21 protein-coding genes are annotated in these 15,642 nt (G+C 68.4%); all 21 read right to left on the reverse strand.

Annotated features, from left to right (window positions below):
* On the reverse strand, positions 1-273 hold a 273-nt coding region (locus VFM98_RS08560; RefSeq protein ID WP_325109490.1), incomplete at its 3' end, for a hypothetical protein.
* 18 nt (positions 274-291) lie between these two features.
* Complete coding sequence (locus VFM98_RS08565; RefSeq protein ID WP_325109491.1) at positions 292-657, reverse strand: phosphoribosyl-ATP diphosphatase; 366 nt, start codon at positions 655-657, stop codon at positions 292-294.
* A gap of 2 nt (positions 658-659) precedes the next feature.
* A complete protein-coding gene (hisI, locus tag VFM98_RS08570) occupies positions 660-1,052 on the reverse strand; it encodes a phosphoribosyl-AMP cyclohydrolase (RefSeq protein WP_325109492.1) in 393 nt (130 codons plus the stop codon).
* Positions 1,053-1,081: 29 nt separating this feature from the next.
* The gene (hisF, locus tag VFM98_RS08575; RefSeq protein ID WP_325109493.1) at positions 1,082-1,861 is read right to left on the reverse strand and encodes an imidazole glycerol phosphate synthase subunit HisF; all 780 of its coding nucleotides are present in this window, start codon (positions 1,859-1,861) and stop codon (positions 1,082-1,084) included.
* Position 1,862: 1 nt separating this feature from the next.
* Positions 1,863-2,609, reverse strand: coding sequence for a 1-(5-phosphoribosyl)-5-[(5-phosphoribosylamino)methylideneamino]imidazole-4-carboxamide isomerase (gene hisA, locus VFM98_RS08580; RefSeq protein WP_325109494.1), 747 nt, complete (start codon positions 2,607-2,609; stop codon positions 1,863-1,865).
* Between the two features lie 50 nt (positions 2,610-2,659).
* On the reverse strand, positions 2,660-3,304 hold the full coding sequence (gene hisH, locus VFM98_RS08585) for an imidazole glycerol phosphate synthase subunit HisH (protein ID WP_325109495.1): 645 nt from the start codon (positions 3,302-3,304) through the stop codon (positions 2,660-2,662).
* 2 nt (positions 3,305-3,306) lie between these two features.
* A complete protein-coding gene (gene hisB / locus VFM98_RS08590) occupies positions 3,307-3,894 on the reverse strand; it encodes an imidazoleglycerol-phosphate dehydratase HisB (RefSeq protein ID WP_325109496.1) in 588 nt (195 codons plus the stop codon).
* On the reverse strand, positions 3,891-4,967 hold the full coding sequence (gene hisC / locus VFM98_RS08595; RefSeq protein ID WP_325109497.1) for a histidinol-phosphate transaminase: 1,077 nt from the start codon (positions 4,965-4,967) through the stop codon (positions 3,891-3,893). Before hisC ends, hisB begins: the two co-directional genes overlap by 4 nt.
* A 137-nt stretch (positions 4,968-5,104) precedes the next feature.
* Positions 5,105-6,424, reverse strand: a complete 1,320-nt coding sequence (gene hisD, locus VFM98_RS08600; protein WP_325109498.1) for a histidinol dehydrogenase — start codon at positions 6,422-6,424, stop codon at positions 5,105-5,107.
* Between the two features lie 34 nt (positions 6,425-6,458).
* Positions 6,459-7,148, reverse strand: coding sequence for an ATP phosphoribosyltransferase (gene hisG / locus VFM98_RS08605; protein WP_325109499.1), 690 nt, complete (start codon positions 7,146-7,148; stop codon positions 6,459-6,461).
* Positions 7,145-8,410 carry a UDP-N-acetylglucosamine 1-carboxyvinyltransferase gene (gene murA / locus VFM98_RS08610; protein WP_325109500.1) on the reverse strand — a complete coding sequence of 422 codons (1,266 nt, stop codon included), beginning with the start codon at positions 8,408-8,410 and terminating at the stop codon, positions 7,145-7,147. Before murA ends, hisG begins: the two co-directional genes overlap by 4 nt.
* A 6-nt stretch (positions 8,411-8,416) precedes the next feature.
* Positions 8,417-8,662, reverse strand: a complete 246-nt coding sequence (locus VFM98_RS08615) for a BolA family protein (protein ID WP_325109501.1) — start codon at positions 8,660-8,662, stop codon at positions 8,417-8,419.
* Between the two features lie 23 nt (positions 8,663-8,685).
* Positions 8,686-9,441: an ABC transporter permease gene (locus VFM98_RS08620; RefSeq protein ID WP_325109502.1), complete on the reverse strand. Its 756-nt coding sequence runs from the start codon at positions 9,439-9,441 to the stop codon at positions 8,686-8,688.
* Complete coding sequence (locus VFM98_RS08625; RefSeq protein WP_325109503.1) at positions 9,438-10,427, reverse strand: ABC transporter ATP-binding protein; 990 nt, start codon at positions 10,425-10,427, stop codon at positions 9,438-9,440. The genes VFM98_RS08620 and VFM98_RS08625 overlap by 4 nt, the downstream gene beginning before the upstream one ends.
* A 49-nt stretch (positions 10,428-10,476) precedes the next feature.
* Positions 10,477-10,749: an STAS domain-containing protein gene (locus VFM98_RS08630; RefSeq protein WP_325109504.1), complete on the reverse strand. Its 273-nt coding sequence runs from the start codon at positions 10,747-10,749 to the stop codon at positions 10,477-10,479.
* Between the two features lie 2 nt (positions 10,750-10,751).
* Positions 10,752-11,393: an ABC transporter substrate-binding protein gene (locus VFM98_RS08635; RefSeq protein WP_325109505.1), complete on the reverse strand. Its 642-nt coding sequence runs from the start codon at positions 11,391-11,393 to the stop codon at positions 10,752-10,754.
* A 106-nt stretch (positions 11,394-11,499) separates the two neighbouring features.
* Positions 11,500-12,288, reverse strand: coding sequence for a VacJ family lipoprotein (locus VFM98_RS08640; protein WP_325109506.1), 789 nt, complete (start codon positions 12,286-12,288; stop codon positions 11,500-11,502).
* Entirely contained in the window at positions 12,285-12,767 is a 483-nt protein-coding gene (mlaD, locus tag VFM98_RS08645; protein ID WP_325109507.1) for an outer membrane lipid asymmetry maintenance protein MlaD, read from the reverse strand. The genes VFM98_RS08640 and mlaD overlap by 4 nt, the downstream gene beginning before the upstream one ends.
* Before the next feature lie 11 nt (positions 12,768-12,778).
* Positions 12,779-13,561 (reverse strand): lipid asymmetry maintenance ABC transporter permease subunit MlaE, encoded by a 783-nt coding sequence (gene mlaE / locus VFM98_RS08650; RefSeq protein ID WP_325109508.1) that lies wholly within the window; start codon positions 13,559-13,561, stop codon positions 12,779-12,781.
* A complete protein-coding gene (locus VFM98_RS08655; RefSeq protein WP_325109509.1) occupies positions 13,558-14,373 on the reverse strand; it encodes an ABC transporter ATP-binding protein in 816 nt (271 codons plus the stop codon). Before VFM98_RS08655 ends, mlaE begins: the two co-directional genes overlap by 4 nt.
* Positions 14,374-14,486: 113 nt before the next feature.
* The coding region (locus VFM98_RS08660; protein ID WP_325109510.1) for a glutamate synthase subunit beta at positions 14,487-15,642 on the reverse strand (1,156 nt) is incomplete at its 5' end.

Consider the following 15,642-nt stretch of genomic DNA (forward strand, 5'->3'; position numbering starts at 1 on the left):
GGCGATCGCGCCGGGGAAGAACAGCAGGAACCACAGCGGCCCGGTCAGCACCAGCCACAGCAGCGTCCACCAGAAGGTGCGGATCATGTAGCCGTGGTGCTCGGCGTACAGGCGGTCGGTTTCGTCCGAGCGCTTGACGTAATTGATGATCAGGGCGATCACCGACAGCGACCAGAGCGTGAACGGCGCCACCGTGTGCAGCCCGTACAGCACGTGCATCGTGGAGCGGTCGGAACGCTTGTCTTCCATCGTGACGAAATCCGTCTCGGCCATCGCTGCTCCTTCTCCTTCTTATTCGCCGCCCGGACCCGGGCGTGCACTGCGCTGCGCCTTTTCCTCCAGGCCGCTCAGGCCCTCGCGGCGGCGCAGTTCGGCCACCACGTCGGCGGGGCCGAGCCCGTAGTGCGCCAGCGCGATCATGGAATGGAACCAGAGGTCGGCCACCTCGCCGACCAGCTTCGCCCGGTCGCCGCCGTGCTCGGCGTCCTTGGCCGCCATCACGACCTCGGTGGCCTCCTCGCCGATCTTCTTGAGGAAGGCGTCGGGGCCCTTGTGCAGCAGTTTCGCGACGTAGCTGGCGGCGGGGTCGCCCCCGCGGGCCGGCTTGCGGCTTTCGATGACTTCGGCCAGGCGGGCCAGGGTGTCGACGTCGCTCATGCTCAGGAGGTGTAGATGGTGGACGGGTCTTTCAAGACCGGCTCCACCGTTTGCCAGGCGCCGTCGCGCCAGACCCGGAAGAAGCAGCTGTGGCGGCCGGTGTGGCAGGCGATGGAGGGATCGTGCCCGAGCTGGGTGACCTTCAGCAGCAGCACGTCGTTGTCACAGTCCATGCGGATCTCGTGCACCTGCTGCACGTGGCCGGACTCCTCGCCCTTGAACCAGAGCTTGCCGCGCGAGCGGCTGAAGTACACGGCGCGCCCGAGTTCGGCCGTCTTCTGCAGCGCCGCCCGGTCCATCCAGGCGAACATCAGCACGTCGCCGCTGGACGCCTCCTGCGCGATGACGGGGACGAGCCCCTGCGCGTCCCATTTGACCTCGTCGAGCCAGTTCATGGGGGTATTGTCCCCCATCCTCCAGGGCGCTACAGCCGCACCGGAATGCCGCGTTCGGCCATCCGCGCCTTCGCCTGCGCCACGGTGTATTCGCCGTAGTGGAAGATGCTGGCGGCCAGCACCGCGTCGGCGCCGCCTTGCTGCACGCCGTCGGCCAGGTGGTCCAGGTTGCCGACGCCGCCGGAGGCGATCACCGGCACCGGCACCGCATCGGCCACGGCGCGCGTGAGTTCCAGGTCGAAGCCGGACTTGGTGCCGTCGCGGTCCATGCTGGTCAGCAGGATCTCGCCGGCGCCGCGGCGGGCCATCTCGGTGGCCCAGGCCACGGCATCCAGGCCCGTGTTGCGGCGACCGCCGTGGCTGTACACGTCCCAGCCGGGGCCGCGGCTGGCCGCGTCCTCGGGGTTGCGGCGCTTGGCGTCGATGGCCACCACGATGCACTGGGCGCCGTACCTGGCGGAGGCCGCGTCGATCACGTCCGGGTTGGCGATGGCGGCCGAATTGAAGCTGGTCTTGTCGGCCCCGGCGTTGAGCAGCCGCCGCACGTCTTCCACCGTGCGCACGCCGCCGCCCACCGTGAGCGGGATGAACACCTGCGAGGCCACCGCCTCGATGATGTGCAGGATCAGGTCGCGGCCGTCGCTGGTGGCCGTGATGTCCAGGAAGGTCAGTTCGTCGGCGCCCTGCTCGTTGTAGCGGGCGGCGATCTCCACCGGGTCGCCGGCGTCGCGCAGCTCGACGAAGTTGACGCCCTTGACGACCCGCCCGCCGGTCACGTCGAGGCAGGGGATGATGCGTTTGGCGAGCACTTCAGGTCTGGCCGTTCAGTTCGTCCGCCCGGGCTTGGGCCTGGGCGAAATCGAGGTCGCCGGAATAGATCGCCCGGCCGCAGATCACGCCTTCGATGCCCTCGTCCTCCACCGCGCACAGCTGCTCGATGTCCGCCAGCGAGGACAGGCCGCCGGAGGCGATCACGGGGATGGACAGCGACTGCGCCAGCTTCACCGTGGCGTCGACGTTGATGCCGGTGAGCATCCCGTCGCGGCCGATGTCGGTGTAGATGATCGATTCGACGCCCCAGTCCTCGAACTTCTTCGCCAGGTCCACCACCTCGTGGCCGGTGAGCTTGCTCCAGCCGTCGGTGGCGACCTTGCCGTCCTTGGCGTCCAGGCCCACGATGATGTGGCCGCCGAAGGCGGTGCACGCATCCTTCAGGAAGCCGGGGTTCTTGACGGCGGCGGTGCCGATGATCACGTAGCGCAGGCCGCCGTCGATGTATTTCTCGATCGTGTCGAGGTCGCGGATGCCGCCCCCGAGCTGCACCGGGATCTCGTCGCCCACGGCCTTGAGGATGGAACGCACCGCAGAAAAGTTCTGCGGCTTGCCGGCAAAGGCGCCGTTCAGGTCCACCAGGTGCAGGCGGCGGGCGCCGCGCTCCAGCCAGGTGCGCGCCATGGCGGCGGGGTCCTCGCTGAAGGTGGTCGCCTGGTCCATGTCGCCTTGTTTCAGGCGTACGCAGTGGCCGTCTTTCAGGTCAATCGCGGGGATCAGCAGCATGGGAAAAAATTGGAAAACGGCCGCCGGCGGCGCGCCGCGACCCGGTTCGATCAGGGATTCCAGTGCAGGAAGTTGCGATAGAGCGTCAGGCCCTGGTCGGCGCTTTTCTCGGGGTGGAACTGGGTCGCAAAAATATTATCGCGGGCCACCGCACAGGTAAAGCGAACGCCATACTCGGATTCCCCAACGCTGTGGTCGGGGTCCGACGGCCTGGCGTAGTACGAATGCACGAAATAGAAGAAGCTGCCATCCGGCACCTCGGCCCACAGCGGGTGGCGCCGGGCCTGGTGGACGCGGTTCCAGCCCATTTGCGGCACCTTGTAGCGGCTGCCATCGGGCTGCCGCTGGCCCTCGAGGCGGAAGCGCACCACCTCGCCGTGGATCAGGCCGAGGCCGTCAGTGGGCCCTTCCTCGCTGCGATCGAGCAGCATCTGCATGCCGACGCAGACGCCGAACAGCGGCTTGCTGGCGGCGGCCTCCAGCACCGGCTCCAGCAGGCCCGACTCGCGCAGCTCGCGCATGCAATCGGGCATGGCGCCCTGCCCCGGCAGCACCACCCGTTCGGCGGCGCGCACCTCTTCGGGGCGCGAGGTGACCACGGCCGTGAGGCCGCTGCCCTGGGCCACGTGCAGGACGGCCTGCGAGACGGAGCGCAGGTTGCCCATGCCGTAGTCGACGACCGCGACGGTCCGCATTGTCAGAGGCTGCCCTTGGTGGAGGGGATGGTGCCGGCCGCGCGCGGATCGAGCTCCAGGGCGCTGCGCAGGGCGCGGGCGAAGGCCTTGAACACCGTCTCGCACTGGTGGTGTGCGTTCTCGCCGCGCAGGTTGTCGATGTGCAGCGTCACGAAGGCGTGGTTGGCGAAGCCCTGGAAGAATTCGTGCGCGAGCTGGGTGTCGAAGGTGCCGATCATGCCGCTCTTGAAGGGCACGTTCATCACCAGGCCGGGCCGGCCCGAGAAGTCGATCACCACCCGCGACAGCGCCTCGTCCAGCGGCACGTAGGCGTGGCCGTAGCGGCGGATGCCCTTCTTGTCGCCCACGGCCTTGTAGACCGCCTGCCCCAGCGTGATGCCCACGTCTTCCACCGTGTGGTGGCCGTCGATGTGCAGGTCGCCCTGGGCCTCGATCTCCAGGTCGATCAGGCCGTGGCGGGCGATCTGGTCCAGCATGTGGTCGAAAAAGCCGATGCCGGTGGACAGCTTCGCCTGGCCGGTGCCATCGAGGTCGAGCCGGACGGCGATCTGCGTTTCCGCCGTATTGCGAGTGACTTCAGCGGTTCTCATAAGGTGGACTGCAGGGCGGCGAGCATCTGCGTGTTCTCTTCGGCCGTGCCGACGGTCAGGCGCAGGCAGCCGGCCAGCAAGGGATGCATTCTAGAGACGTTCTTGACGAGGATCCCGCGCGCCTTCATGCCCTCGAAGCTGGCGGCCGGATCGGGCACGCGCACGAGGATCATGTTGGCGTCGCTGGGCCAGGTCTTCAGGCCCATGGCCTTCAGCGCCTGCTGCAGGCGTTCGCGTTCGCGCTTCAGGTCGGCCGCCTGGGCGGCGAACACGTCCTCGTGCTCCAGCGCGAACAGGGCCGCTTCGGCGTTCAGCACGCTCACGTTGTAGGGCGGGCGCACCTTGTCGATCTGCGCCACCAGTTCCTTGCGGCCCATCATGTAGCCGATGCGCACGCCCGCCAGGCCGAACTTGCTGAGGGTGCGCATCAGCAGCACGTGCTCGTGCTGCTCCAGCCGATCGAGGTAGCTGCGGCTGGAGAAAGGCTGGTAGGCCTCGTCGATCACCACCAGGCCGGGCGCCGCCTCGACGATCCTGTCGATCGTGGCGTCGCTCCACAGGTTGGCCGTGGGATTGTTCGGGTAGGCGAGGTAGACGATCGCCGGCTGGTGCTGGGCGATCGCCTCCAGCATCGCCGGCTCGTCGAGCTCGAATTCCGGCGTGAGGTCCACGCCCACGAACTTCAGGCCCTGCAGCTGCGCGCTCATCGCGTACATCACGAAGCCGGGTTGCGGCGCCAGGATGGTGGCGCCGGGCACGTCGCAGGCCAGGGCCAGCAGCGAGATCAGTTCGTCGGAGCCGTTGCCCAGCATCAGGTCGCAGCCGGCGGGCACCTGGGCGTGGCGGGCGAGCGCCCGCTTCAGGTCCTCGATGCGTTCGCCGGGATAGCGGTTCAGGGCGATGGCGGCGAGCCGCTCGCCGAGTTCCTTCTGCAGCGGCGCGGGCAGCCGGTGCGGGTTCTCCATCGCATCCAGCTTCACCATGCCCCGGGAGTCCTGGATGGCATAGGCGTGCATGCCCTGCACGTCCTGGCGGATGCGGGTTGCGATGAGTTTTTGGAGGGGGGCGGTCATGGAGGAAAAGTCAGGAACTCCCGGACGCAAAGGACGCGAAGGTTCCGCGAAGGACGCAAAAGAAACCCAATTATGGAGTTCCTTCCTTTTTGCGTCCTTTGCGTGCCTTTGCGTCCTTTGCGTCCGGCTGTTGCAATTCAGCGCTTCAGCCGCAGCTCCGCCGCGCGGGCGTGGGCCTGCAGGCCTTCGCCGTAGGCGAGTTCGGCGGCGATGGTGCCCAGGGTCTGGGCGCCGGCTTCGCTCACCTCGATCAGGCTGCTGCGCTTCTGGAAGTCGTACACCCCCAGCGGGCTGGAGAAGCGCGCCGTGGTGGACGTGGGCAGCACGTGGTTGGGGCCGGCGCAGTAGTCGCCCAGCGACTCGCTGGTGTACGCGCCGAGGAAGATCGCGCCGGCGTGCCGCAGCAGCGGCTCCCAGCGGTGCGGGTCGCGGCTGGCGATCTCCAGGTGCTCGGGCGCGATGCGGTTGCTGATCTCGCAGGCCTCTTCCATGCTGCGGGTGTGGATCAGCGCGCCGCGGCCGGACAGCGAGCTGGCGATGATCTCCGCGCGGGGCATCTCGGGCAGCATGCGGTCGATCGCGGCCTGCACCTGGCCGATGTAGGCCTCGTCGGGGCACAGCAGGATGCTCTGCGCCAGCTCGTCGTGCTCGGCCTGCGAGAACAGGTCCATGGCCACCCAGTCGGCCGGCGTGCTGCCGTCGGCCAGCACCAGGATCTCGCTCGGGCCGGCGATCATGTCGATGCCGACCTGGCCGAACACGCGCCGCTTGGCGCTGGCCACGTAGGCGTTGCCGGGGCCGGTGATCTTGTCCACCCGCGGGACGCTCGCGGTGCCGTAGGCCAGCGCGCCCACGGCCTGGGCGCCGCCGATGGCGAACACGCGCGTCACGCCGGCCACGTGGGCCGCGGCCAGCACCAGCGGATTGCGCTCGCCGCGCGGCGTGGGCACCACCATGACGATCTCGCCGACGCCGGCCACGTGGGCCGGGATGGCGTTCATCAGCACCGAGGACGGATAGGCCGCCTTGCCGCCCGGCACGTAGATGCCGACGCGGTCCAGCGGCGTGACCTTCTGCCCCAGCAGGCTGCCGTCGGCATCGCGGTAGCTCCAGCTCTCGCCGCAGGCCTTCTTCTGCTGCTCGTGGTAGGCGCGCACACGGCGCGCGGCCGCCTCCAGCGCCTCGCGCTGCTTCGCCGGCAGGCCGTCGAAGGCGGCCTGCAGCTCGGAGGCCTGCAGCACCAGTTCCTGCAGCGAGCTCGCCTGCATGCCGTCGAAGCGGTTGGTGTACTCCAGCACCGCCGCGTCGCCACGCTGCTGCACGTCGGCCAGGATCTTCGCCACCGCCTGCTCGATGCCGGCGTCGGTATCGGCCGACCAGTGCAGGCGCGCCTGGAAGGCGGCGTCGAAGCCGGCGTCGCGGGTGGAAAGGCGCAGGGGGCGGGCAGCGGGACTCATGTCGGGGCAGGCGCCAGGGGCGCTTCGGGGTGGGTCAATTCCGGGCGGCGACGGTGCGGGCGAACACGTCGATCAGGTGGCGGATCGGCTCCTGCTTCAGCTTGAGCGCGGCCTGGTTGACGACCAGGCGCGAGCTGATGTCCATGATGCGCTCGACCTCGACCAGGTTGTTGGCCTTCAGGGTGCCGCCCGTGGACACCAGGTCCACGATGGCGTCGGCCAGGCCGGTCAGCGGCGCGAGCTCCATGGAGCCATAGAGCTTGATCAGGTCCACGTGCACGCCCTTGGCGGCGAAGAAGTCGCGCGCGATGCTGGTGTACTTGGTGGCGACCTTCAGCCGCGCCCCCTGGCGCACCGCGGAGGCATAGTCGAAATCGGACCGCACCGCCACGCTCACCCGGCACTTCGCGATCTGCAGGTCCAGCGGCTGGTACAGGCCCGCGGCGCTTGCGCCGCCTCCCCAGGTCGCGCCATGCTCGATCAGCGTGTCCAGTCCGGTCACGCCGAGGTCGGCGCCGCCGTACTGCACGTAGGTCGGCACGTCGGTCGCCCGCACCAGCACCACCCGCAGGTCGGGGTTGGTCGTGCCGATGATCAGCTTGCGCGATTTCTCGGGATCTTCCAGCACCTCGATCCCGGCCGCCGCCAGCAGCGGCAGGGTCTCGTCGAAGATGCGGCCCTTGGACAGGGCGAGGGTCAGGGAGGGGCGCACCCCTTGGTTCATTTCACTCTTTCGATGTCGGCGCCCAGCGCGCGCAGCTTCATTTCCATCTGCTCGTAGCCGCGGTCCAGGTGGTAGATGCGGTCGACCAGCGTCTCGCCGTCGGCCACCAGGCCGGCGATCACGAGCGAGGCGGAGGCGCGCAGGTCGGTGGCCATCACCGCCGCGCCGGAGAGCCTCTCCACGCCGTGCGTGACGGCGACCTTGCCGTCGACGTCGATGTGCGCGCCCATGCGCATCAGCTCGCTGACGTGCATGAAGCGGTTCTCGAAGATCGTCTCGGTGATCTTGGCGTCGCCCTCCGCGATGCAATTCAGTGCCATGAACTGCGCCTGCATGTCGGTGGGGAAGCCCGGGTATTCGGTGGTCTTGAAGCTCTGGGCTTCCAGGCGGCCGGCCGACTTGACGCGGATGCCGTCCTTGAGCGGCTCGACCTCGGCGCCGGCGGCGCACAGCAGGTCGATCACGGCGCCCAGGTGGTCGGCCCGGCCGTCCTTCAGCAGCACGTCGCCGCCCGCGGCAGCCACGGCGCACAGGAAGGTGCCGCATTCGATGCGGTCCGCCACCACCTTGTGGGTGGCGCCGTGCAGCTTCTCGACGCCGACGATGCGGATGCGGCCGGTGCCGTGGCCCTCGACCTTGGCGCCCATGGCGTTGAGCATGTCGCCCAGGTCGGTGATCTCCGGCTCCTGCGCCGGGTTCTCGAGGATGGTCTCGCCCTCGGCCAGCGCCGCCGCCATCATGAAGTTCTCGGTGCCCGTCACCGTGATCATGTCGGTGCGGATGTGCGCGCCCTTCAGCCGCTCCTGCCCCTTGGGCAGCTTGGCGATCATGTAGCCGTGCTCGATCACGATCTCGGCGCCCATCTTCTGCAGGCCCTTGATGTGCTGGTCCACCGGGCGGGCACCGATCGCGCAGCCGCCGGGCAGCGACACGGTGGCCTCGCCGAAGCGCGCGAGCAGCGGTCCGAGCGCCAGTACCGAGGCGCGCATGGTCTTCACCATCTCGTAGGGCGCCTCGGGGAAGTGCAGGTCCTTCGAGTCGATGACGACGGTGCCGTCGTTGCTGAACTCCGCCTTCGCTCCCATGTTGCGGATGAGCTTGAGCATCGTGGCCACGTCCTGCAACCGCGGGATGTTCTGCAGCGTGACGGGTTCGGCCGTAAGCAGCGCGGCACACAACTCGGGCAGCGCCGCGTTCTTGGCGCCGGAGATGCGGATCTCGCCGTGCAGCGGCTTGCCGCCGCGAATCAGGAGCTTGTCCATGGAACTTCAGGGTTGCTGGAGGGCCGCCCATTCCTCGGGCGTGAAAGTCTGCATCGACAAGGCGTGCACCTCGTCGCTGTGCATTCTCGCACCAAGGGTGCCGTAGACCTTCTGGTGGCGCTGGATTCGACGCAAACCGGCGAACTCGGCCGACACGATCACCGCGGACCAGTGGCGGCCGTCGCCGTCCACCTCGATGTGGTCGCATTGCAGGCTGGTGGCGATCAGGGAGCGCAGTTCGTCGGCGGTCATGAGGATCTCTTTCGGGGAAGGTGTCAGCCGCGGATCTTGTAGCCGATGCGCAGCAGGTGGAGGGCGATCGCGCTCACGGCCAGCATCGCGCTGCCGACGATGCCCAGGCTGAGCCAGGGCGAGACGTCGCTCACGCCGAAGAAGCCGTAGCGGAAGCCGTCGATCATGTAGAAGAAGGGGTTGAGGTGGCTCACGCCCTGCCAGAAATCGGGCAGCGAGTGGATCGAATAGAACACGCCCGAGAGGAAGGTCATCGGCACGATGATGAAGTTCTGGAACGCCGCCATCTGGTCGAACTTCTCGGCCCACAGGCCGGCGATCAGGCCCAGCGCGCCCAGCATGCCGGCGCCGAGGACGGCGAACACCAGGATCCACAGCGGCGACTGGAAGCTCACGTGGGTGAAGCCCACGGTGACGAGGAAGACGCCCAGGCCCACGCACAGGCCGCGCGCGACCGAGGAGCCGACGTAGGCCACGAACCAGCTCCAGTGCGACAGCGGCGTGAGCAGCACGAACACGAGGTTGCCCATGATCTTGCTCTGGATCAGGGACGAGGAGCTGTTGGCGAAGGCGTTCTGCAGCACGCTCATCATCACCAGCCCCGGCACCAGGAAAGAGGTGTAGCTGATCGTGTCGTAGACCTTCACCCGGTCGGACAGCACGTGGCCGAAGATCAGCAGGTACAGCAAGGCCGTGAGCACCGGCGCCGCCACGGTCTGGAAGCCCACCTTCCAGAAGCGCAGCACTTCCTTGTAAAGCAGCGTCTGCCAGCCGGTCATAGGCGGCTGTCCTCCGCCAGGCCCGCGGCCTCGCGCTCGGCGGCGGTGGCCGGCTCGGCCGGCGCCGGCGGCGGCAGCGCCCGCCCCTCGGCCGACATCACGTCCAGGAACACGTCCTCCAGGTCCGCCTTGCGGATCTCGACGTCCTCCACCCGCACGCCGGCCTGGCGGATCACCGCCAGGTGCTGTTCGATCTCGTGGGCGTCGTGGGCGGGCAGCTGCACGATGCGGCCGGTGACGCGCGCCTTGCCTTCGAACTCGCGCGGCAGCGCACCGTCGATCTTGAAGCGCAGCACGTTGCTGGAGGCGGCCTGCAGCAGCTCGCTGGTGCGCTCCAGCGCCACCAGCCGGCCGGTCTTGAGCATGGCGATGCGGCTGCACAGGGCCTCCGCCTCCTCCAGGTAGTGCGTCGTCAGCAGCACGGTGTGGCCTTCGCGATTGAGCTTGGCGATGAACTGCCACAGCGTCTGGCGCAGCTCCACGTCGACACCGGCGGTCGGCTCGTCCAGCACGATCACCGGCGGCCGGTGCACCAGCGCCTGCGCCACCAGCACGCGCCGCTTCATGCCGCCCGAGAGCTGGCGCATGTTGGCGCCGGCCTTGTCGGCCAGCCCGAGGTGGTGCAGCAGTTCGTCGATCCAGGCGTCGTTGTCCTTCACGCCGAAATAGCCGGACTGGATGCGCAGCGCCTCGCGCACGCTGAAGAAGGGATCGAAGACGAGCTCCTGCGGCACCACGCCGAGCAGGCGGCGTGCCAGCGCGTACTCCTGCTGCACGTCGTGGCCGTGCACCAGCACGCGGCCGGCGCTCGCGCGTACCAGGCCTGCCAGGATGCTGATCAGGGTCGTCTTGCCGGCGCCGTTGGGGCCCAGGAGGCCGAAGAACTCGCCCTCCTCGATGTCGAAGCTGACGCCGTCCAGGGCCTGGAAGCTGCCGCGGGCAGTGGCATAGGTCTTGGAGACGGACTGGAAGGAAACGGCGGCCATGGGGAACCCGCCATTTTACGGCCGGGCCCCAGGTCGCCGCCGTGCAGGGCTATGGCGCGACGGGCAGCAGCTCGCCCACGCCGTACAGCGTGGCCAGGGCCCGCAGGCGCGGATGGAGCTTGCTCACGGCGAAGCTCTTGCCCTGCGCCAGCGCCTCGCGCCGGCACTCCAGCAGCACCGCGAGCGCCGAGGAATCGAACACCTTCAGCGCGGAGGCGTCGGCGACGGCCTCGCGCGCCGGATCCGACCGCAGGGCCTGCGCCAGCATGCGGCAGCAGGCCGTGGCGGTGCCGTGGGTCAGTTGCTCGGGCAGGACCAGCACGCTCAGCCCTTGCGGCCGCCGGCGGCGTTGGCGCGGTTGCGCTCGGCCAGCGAGGCGATCAGGCCATCCACGCCCTTGGCGTTGATCTCCTGCGCGAACTGGCTGCGGTAGGTCTCGACCAGCCACACGCCCAGCACGTTCAGGTTGTAGATCTTCCAGCCGTCGGCGGCTTTCTGCAGCCGGTATTCGAGCTGGATCGGATCGCCGCGGCCGCGGATTTCGCTGCGCACCACCACCTCGGTGTCGGTGGGTTGCGCGCGCAGCGGCTTGACCGAGATCGACTCGTCGGACACCTGCGACAGCGCGCCCGAATAGGTGCGCACCAGCAGCAGCTTGAATTCGTCCTGCAGGCGCGCGCGCTGCTCCGGCGTGGCCTGGCGCCAGGCCGGGCCGACGGCGGAAGCGGTCATGCGCTGGAAGTTCACGTGCGGCATGATCTTGCTGTCGACCACGGCCATGATCTTGTTGATGTCGCCCGCCTGCACGCTCTTGTCGGTGCGGATGATGGTCAGCACCTCGTCGGAGAGGCGCTTGATCATGGCATCGGGGGCTTCGTCGGCCGCCTGCGCCGCCGGCAAGGCGCCGGCCAGGGCGGCGGCGGCGAACAGCGAAGCCGCCACGCGGAAGAGGGAACGTCGAATCATTTCAATCCTTTCTTGCTTGCCGTGCCCGTGGCCGGCCCCTGTTGGAACACGGCCGCAGGAGCGGGTTTCAGCCGCGATTGGCAAACTCGCAACAGCCTGCAACCCATCAGCGGGCGGGGGCGCTGGCCGGCGGGCGGGCCGGAGCGGCCTCGGCAGGCTCCTCCAGCGACTCGTCGGGCAGGCCGGGGGGCGGCGCCTCGCGATTGTCCTCGCGATCGAAGATCTGCGCGCGGCGCCGCTGCAGGTAGGCGTCGCGCGTGAAGGAGTACTTGTCGAGCGCGGCCTCCTCCAGCACGTTGCCCACGCGCAGCAGGTTGGATCGCCGGTCCACCGCGTTCAGCACGTAGGTGAAGTCGCGCACGCCGGTGTTCTCGATCAGGCCGATGAGGTCATAGCGGCGCTCGACCGGCAGCGCCATTGTGTCGCGCAGGGTCGAGGGGCCCAGGAAGGGCAGCATCACGAAGGGACCGGCGGGCACGCCCCAGCGTCCCAGGGTCTGGCCGAAGTCTTCCTTGTGGCGCTCGATGTTGAACTCGCTCGCGACGTCGAAGATGCCGAACACGCCGAACATCGTGTTGAGCTGGAAGCGCGCCAGGCTCTCCTCGAATTCGGGCAGCCGCCATTGCAGCAGGTTGTTCACCGCCGACCAGGCATCGCCGACGTTGCCGAAGAAGTTCGCCACGCCGGTGCGCATCAGCGGCGGCACCTTGTCGCGGTACCAGGTGGCCGCGGGCTTCAGCAGGACCCGGTCGAGGCCCTCGTTGAAGTTGTAGGCGTGACGGTTGAAGGGCTCCCACGGATCGCGGGGATTGCGGGCTTCGCCCGTGGTCGCGCAGCCGCCCAGCGCCAGCAGGGCGGCGAGGAGACCGCCCACGGCCAGGCGTTCCAGTTTCATTTCTTCGTCGTTCCTGTACTCGGGCCTTCCGCCGCCTTGTTGTAGAGGAATTGACCGATCAGGTTCTCCAGTACGACCGCGGACTGCGTAGTGCCAATGGTATCGCCGGCCGCCAGCACGCTCTCGTCGGCCCCGGCTTCGATCCCCACATATTGCTCACCCAGGAGGCCGCTGGTGAGGATCTTCAGCGAGCTGTCCTTGGGGAATTTGTAGCGGGTTTCCATGGCCAGGATGACCCGGGCCTGGAAAGTCTTGTCGTCGAACGTGATCGATTCCACGCGGCCGACGACCACGCCCGAGCTCTTCACGGCCGCGCGCGGCTTGAGGCCGCCGATGTTGTCGAACTTCGCTTCCAGCCGGTAGGTCGGCTGGAAGCTCAGGGTCAGCAGGTTGGCGGCCTGCAACGCCAGGAACACCAGCGCGGCGGCGCCGATCAGGACGAACAGTCCGACCCAGACGTCGTTCTTGGTGCGGTCCATTTCTCTTTCTCCTAAATGCTGAACATCATGGCCGTCAAGACGAAGTCGAGTCCCAGCACGGCCAGCGAGGCCATGACGACGGTGCGCGTGGTGGCGCGCGAGACGCCTTCCGGCGTCGGCCGCGCCTCGTAGCCTTGCAGCACGGCGATGAAGGTGACGGCGACGCCGAACACCAGGCTCTTGATCACGCCGTTGCCGACGTCCTTGAACACGTCCACGCCGCCTTGCATCTGGCTCCAGAAGGCGCCGGGGTCCACCCCGATCATCAGCACGCCCACGATCCAGCCGCCGAGGATGCCCACCGCGTTGAAGACGGCGGCCAGCAGCGGCAGCGTGATCACGCCGCCCCAGAAGCGCGGCGCCAGGATGCGCTGCACGGGGTCCACGGCCATCATCTCCATCGCGGACAGCTGCTCGCCCGCCTTCATGAGGCCGATCTCCGCGGTGAGCGAGGTGCCTGCGCGGCCGGCGAACAGCAGCGCCGTGACCACGGGCCCGAGCTCGCGCACCAGGCTCAGCGCCACCATCAGGCCCAGCGCCTCGGACGAACCGTAACGTTGCAGGATGTAGAAACCCTGCAGGGCCAGCACGAAGCCGACGAACAGGCCCGACACGCCGATGATCGCCAGCGAGTAGTTGCCCAGGAAGTGGATCTGGTCGCGCAGCAGCCGGGCGCGGGCGAAGCTCGCGCCGACCAGCGCCATCAGGCGCAGGAACAGGCGCGTTGCATGGCCCACGTCGGCGAGCTTGCGGCGCGTGGCGAAGCCGATGTCGGAGGGACTCCACCAACTCATCGCAATCCCCCGCTGAAGTCCTGGTCCACGGAGGGACCGGGGTAGTGGAAGTGGACGGGCCCTTCGGGCAGCGCGTTGACGAACTGGTGCACCAGCGGGTTGTCGGAGTGGCGCACTTCCTCCGGCGTGCCCTGGGCGGCGATGCGGCCGTTGGCCAGCACGATCACCTGGTCGGCGATGTGGAAGGTCTCTTCCAGGTCGTGCGAGACCACGATGCTGGTGATGCCCAGCGTGTCGTTCAGGCGCCGGATCAACTGCGCCGCCGTGCCGAGCGAGATCGGGTCCAGCCCCGCGAAGGGCTCGTCGTACATCACGAGTTCGGGATCGAGCGCGATCGCACGCGCCAGCGCCACGCGCCGGGCCATGCCGCCCGAGACCTCGCTGGGCATCAGGTCGCGCGCGCCGCGCAGGCCCACCGCGTTGAGCTTCATCAGCACGATGTCGCGGATCAGGTGCTCGGGCAGGCCCGAGTGCTCGCGCAGCGGGAAGGCCACGTTGTCGAAGACGCTCAGGTCCGTGAACAGCGCGCCGAACTGGAACAGCATGCCCATGCGGCGGCGCATGCGGTACAGGCCCTGGCGGTCGAGATCCGGGATGTTCTCGCCGTCGAACAGCAGCTCGCCCTGGCGCGGGCGGATCTGGCCGCCGATCAGGCGCAGCACCGTGGTCTTGCCGCCGCCCGAGGCGCCCATGAGCGCCGTCACCTTGCCGCGCGGCACGGTGAAGCTCAGGTCATCGAGGATGCGGCGCTGGTCGTAGCCGAAGCTCAGGTTGCGGCATTCGACCAGCGGGCCGGAGTCGTTGTCGGTCATCCGGGGGAGGCGAGGCCCGCATGGGGCCCCAGGCTGGAAAGTCCCGAATCATAGACGCAGCGCTACAGGGCTGCCGTCGAGCAGCTGACGGGGTGTGGCTTCGTGCCAACCCGTTACCGCGGCAGGTCGCTGAATCCCATGAGGAATTCGTCCACCGCGCGCGCCGCCTGCCGGCCCTCGCGGATCGCCCACACCACCAGCGACTGGCCGCGCCGCATGTCGCCGGCCGCGAACACCTTGGGAACGTTCGTTGCATACCCGCCGTGGAAGTCGGTCGTCGCCCGGGCGTTGCCGCGCGCGTCCTTCTCCACCCCGAAGCCCTCCAGGATGGTCTGCACCGGGCTCACGAAGCCCATGGCCAGCAGCACGAGATCCGCCTTGTATTCCCTTTCGGTGCCGGGGATCTCGACGAACTTGCCGTCCTTCAGCTCCACGTTCACGGTCTTCAGGCCGGTGACCTTGCCCTTCTCGCCCGTGAACTCCTTGGTGGCAATGGCGAACTCGCGCTCGCAGCCCTCTTCGTGCGAGGAGGAAGTGCGCAGCTTGTAAGGCCAGTAAGGCCAGGTCAGCTCCTTGTTCTCCTGCTCGGGGGGCATGGGCATCAGCTCGAACTGCGTGACGCTCCTGGCGCCGTGGCGGTTGCTGGTGCCCACGCAGTCGCTGCCGGTGTCGCCGCCGCCGATCACGATCACGTGCTTGCCGGCCGCGGTGATCTGGCCCTTGACCTTGTCGCCGGCGTTGACCTTGTTCTGCTGCGGCAGGAACTCCATCGCGAAGTGGATGCCGTCGAGGTCGCGGCCGGGCACCGGCAGGTCGCGCGACTGTTCGGCGCCGCCGGTGAGGACCACGGCATCGAAGTCCTGCTGCAGCTGCTGCGCGGAGATCGTCTCCTTGGCCCAGTTGGTGACCTTCGAGCCCTTGGGCAGCTCGCCCACCATCACGCCAGTGCGGATGGTCACGCCTTCGGCTTCCATCTGCTTCACGCGCCGGTCGATGTGGTGCTTCTCCATCTTGAAGTCGGGGATTCCGTAGCGCAGCAGGCCGCCCACGCGGTCGTTCTTCTCGAACAGCGTCACGTCGTGGCCGACGCGGGCCAGTTGCTGCGCCGCCGCCATGCCGGCCGGGCCAGAGCCGACCACGGCCACCTTCTTGCCGGTCCTGATGCGCGGCACGCGCGGCTGCACCCAGCCGTTCTCCCAGGCGCGGTCGATGATCGCGTGCTCGATCGACTTGATGCCCACCGGGTCGTCGTTGAAGTTCAGCGTGCAG

The organism is Ramlibacter sp. (genome assembly GCF_035706265.1).
GTDB lineage: Bacteria > Pseudomonadota > Gammaproteobacteria > Burkholderiales > Burkholderiaceae_C > Ramlibacter.